This window comes from Bacteroides clarus YIT 12056, from assembly GCF_900129655.1.
Classification (GTDB): Bacteria; Bacteroidota; Bacteroidia; order Bacteroidales; family Bacteroidaceae; genus Bacteroides; species Bacteroides clarus.
The window spans coordinates 1-3,943 of the sequence record NZ_FQWK01000017.1 but is presented as its reverse complement, the minus strand read 5'-3'; the positions used below and the strand labels follow the sequence as shown (position 1 = coordinate 3,943).

The following is a 3,943-nucleotide window of genomic DNA, read 5'->3' as shown; positions in this document are numbered from 1 at the left end:
GTCGCTATCCGCAAAGACGCTTCTACCGTCACCATTTCATGGAGATACCTCTCATCCGACCCTATGGATACCGAATTCAACGTATATCGTAACGGGGAAAAAATCACCTCGCAACCGGTCAGTACCGGCACCTTATATAATGACGCGTACACAAGCCGGAATGCTGCAACTTATGAAGTACGCCCTGTTGTAAAAGGAAAAGAGACCAATCATAAGAACGGCCGTTATACCCTGCCCGCCAATGCCCCGACAGGTTATATCCGGATACCGATGAACAAACCTGCAAACGGCGTCACTCCTGCGGGAGAGACTTATACCTATTCGCCCAACGACGCCTCAATAGGCGATATAGATGGAGACGGGGAATATGAAATCATCTTGAAATGGGATCCGAGCAATTCCCACGATAATGCTCACGACGGCTATACCGGTGAGGTGCTGATAGACTGTTACCGCCTGAATGGCGAACAACTATGGCGTATCAACCTCGGAAAGAACATCCGTGCCGGTGCCCATTACACACAGTTTATGGTCTATGATTTGGACAATGACGGCAAGGCCGAGGTAGTAATGCGTACAGCCGACGGGAGCATAGACGGTAAAGGCAATATCATAGGTGATGCCACCGCCGACTATCGTGAACCGGGAGAGATGTATACTCCCCGAAAGAAGAAAGGAGATACCCGAACACCCGAACCGAGACTCCGTAATCAAGGACGTATCTTTAAAGGAAAAGAATACCTCACCGTATTCTCCGGCATGACGGGAGAAGCCTTGCAGTCCATCGACTACATTCCCCAACGAAATGAGTTGAGAGGCTGGGGCGATAATCGTGCCAACCGTAGCGATCGTTTCCTTGCATGTATCGCCTATCTGGACGGTATCCATCCCAGTGTAGTCATGTGCCGCGGTTATTATACCCGTACCGTCCTTGCCGCTTTCAACTGGGACGGAAAGAATCTGACGAACTCCTGGACCTTTGATACGAATGAACCGGGCAATGAGAATTTTGCCGGTCAAGGTAATCACAACCTGCGTGTAGCGGACATAGACGGCGACGGCTGTGATGAGATAGTCTACGGTTCCATGACCGTAGACCACAACGGGAAAGGACTGTACTCCACCGGTATGGGACACGGTGACGCACTGCACCTCACACAATTCGACCCGTCCAATCCGCGGCTGCAGATATGGGCGTGCCATGAAAATAAGAAAGACGGCTCTACCTTCAGAGATGCAGCCACAGGGAAAGTCATTTTCCAGCTACCGCATCATACGGACGTAGGGCGTTGCATGGCAGCCGATATCGACCCAACCCACCCCGGCGTAGAGATGTGGTCGGCACGTTCCGAAGGCATACGCAATATCAAAGGAGAAATCGTGGCTTCCAAAGTAAAGAAGCTCCCGATGAACATGGCCGTATGGTGGGACGGAGATTTACTACGGGAGATGCTCGACAAGAATATCATCAGCAAATATAACTGGAGAGTGGAAACATGCACACCGCTTGTCACTTTCGAAGGTACAGCCGGCAATAACGGTACAAAATCCAATCCATGCCTGCAAGGTGACATCATAGGTGACTGGCGTGAAGAAGTATTGTTACGCACCACCGACAACACGGCATTACGCCTATACGTAAGTACCGTTCCCACAGAGTATCGTTTTCACACATTCCTTGAAGACCCTGTATACCGTATCAGCATAGCCACTCAAAACGTAGGATATAACCAGCCTACCCAGCCCGGATTCTACTTCGGACCGGACTTAAAAGGCGTATTCAGAGGATGCCGGTTAAAACAAAAATAAATCAGGTAATAGGTTATTGAAATTTCCTACCGGCAAACGAACGTTTCAAAATATACCGCCATATACCATAACAATAACATCTGTCATCATGAAAAGATTAAAAACAATATTCCTTTTACTTTGCCTGCCGATAATGCTGACAGCCAAAGAATACTATGTGGCAACCAACGGCGACGATGCCAATACGGGCAGCATCGATTCTCCTTTCGCTACGCTGGCGCGTGCGCAGGCGGAAGTAAAAGCCGGCGATATAGTATATATCCGCGGCGGGAGATATATCATGGAAGAGTCGCAAATTATGGGAGAAAGAGAAAAAATCTACGCCTGCGTATTCCTGATGGACAAAAGCGGAACGGACAACGAACACCGTATCCGTTACTTCGGTTATCCGGGTGAACGTCCGATATTCGACCTCTCTCAAGTAAAGCCCTTCGAGAAGCGTGTCAGCGTGTTCTATGTCAGCGGCTCCTACCTGCATTTCAAGAATATCGAAGTAGTAGGTACACAAGTCACCCTTGTCGGGCATACCCAATCTGAATGTTTCAGCAACCGGGGCGGCAATAACAATATCTATGAGAACCTGTCCATGCACGATGGCATGGGAATCGGTTTTTATCTGGTGAAAGGAGCTGACAACCTGATATTGAACTGCGACGCTTACAATAACTACGATACCGTTTCGGACGGTGGCAGGGGCGGTAATGTGGACGGCTTCGGCGGACACCCCGACAACAATGGAAGCGGTAATGTATTCAGAGGTTGCCGTGCGTGGTGGAACAGTGACGACGGCTTCGACCTCATCAACTCCGGCCAAGCCGTTGTGATAGACCACTGCTGGTCTTTTTACAACGGTTACCGGCCGGGCAGTACCTCCGCCAAAGCGGGAGACGGTACCGGTTTCAAGGCGGGTGGCTACGGCATGAGTGACAGTCCCAAAGCCCCTGAAATCATACCGATGCACGAAGTAAAAAACTGTATAGCTTATTACAACAGCAATAAAGGTTTTTATGCCAATCATCACCCGGGCGGCATCCTTTGGTCCAACAACAGCGGATATAAGAACCCGTCCAACTATTGTATGCTCAACCGTAAATCGATAGAAGAAGCTGTTGATGTAGCCGGATACGGACATATCCTAAAAAACAATCTCTCGTACAGTCCGCGAAGTGCGGAGAAACATATCATCGACATTAATGAAAGTCTGTGTCAAACAGCCAATAACAGTTTTCTGCCTACGGTTATGATGCTTACAGAAACAGATTTCCTTAGTCTGGATGCCGGCCAGCTAACAGCAGAGCGCAAAGCAGACGGCAGCCTGCCGGACATTACATTCCTGCAACCCTCGGAAAGCAGCCGGCTTTACGCCACCCGGATAGGGTATTCGTTCGAAGCCCCTGTTACCGATGAAGACAATGACGGAGTCGATGACAATACAATAATTGGTGAGAAAGACTGGCTCATGGAAGCCGCCATTCATGTAAATAACAGCATTGCCAGCATAGAAGGACCGGGAGCGGAGGAATTTACCGCTTTCTACATCAACGGACAAAAAGTGAAAATGAGTAACGGAACTGTCGACCTATCCGCATATAACGGCAAACTGAATCTGAAAGCGACCTCTACTCAAGGCGGCATCGTGAAACTTACCCTACACAAATAAAGTTTATAAAAAGCATAATCATGAAAAGAATCATCCATACATTCGTTATCGCCTTTCAGTTTATCATCTTATCAGCAGTTCTCACCGCCTGCAAAGAGGACGACGGTAACATCTCCTCACCTCAGGAAGTCACTCCCTCATTCTTCTGGGAAGGGAGTTCATTTCAGCTGGAAGCGGACAACGGTTGGGGTATTACCCGCTTTGCCAACCGCGTCGCCCTTAGCAATTTCCATCAAAAATGCCAATACCATCTCTCATGGGACGGCGGTTCGGGAGCAGGAGAAAAGACAAACGGTATTTTAAAGATAGCCGAAGCAGGAAAGAAACTGCAAACCATCCGTCTCGACGCATTGCTCATAGAAGACATCAATGGAATGTATTACAACATCCATTTCCAAAAAGGCGAAGCAACGGGTATATTGCTATTCTCCAAATAACCATGCAAGAGCAGACGGAATGTCACAAAACAACCAT

3 protein-coding genes are annotated in these 3,943 nt (G+C 48.6%); all 3 read left to right on the top strand.

What is annotated here, in order from left to right; all coding sequences use genetic code 11:
* Nucleotides 1-1,809 (top strand): rhamnogalacturonan lyase (locus BUB52_RS15460; RefSeq protein WP_073212698.1); only part of this gene is annotated, 1,809 nt, incomplete at its 5' end.
* A gap of 88 nt (nucleotides 1,810-1,897) precedes the next feature.
* On the top strand, nucleotides 1,898-3,469 hold the full coding sequence (locus tag BUB52_RS15455) for a right-handed parallel beta-helix repeat-containing protein (protein WP_009121625.1): 1,572 nt from the start codon (nucleotides 1,898-1,900) through the stop codon (nucleotides 3,467-3,469).
* Between the two features lie 20 nt (nucleotides 3,470-3,489).
* On the top strand, nucleotides 3,490-3,906 hold the full coding sequence (locus BUB52_RS15450; protein WP_009121624.1) for a hypothetical protein: 417 nt from the start codon (nucleotides 3,490-3,492) through the stop codon (nucleotides 3,904-3,906).
* Nucleotides 3,907-3,943: the final 37 nt, after the last annotated feature.

Excerpts from the sequence above, each read along its gene's own strand:
- BUB52_RS15455 (WP_009121625.1), top strand. The coding sequence starts at position 1,898 with ATGAAAAGATTAAAAACAATATTCCTTTTACTTTGCCTGCCGATAATG.
- BUB52_RS15450 (WP_009121624.1), top strand. The coding sequence starts at position 3,490 with ATGAAAAGAATCATCCATACATTCGTTATCGCCTTTCAGTTTATCATC.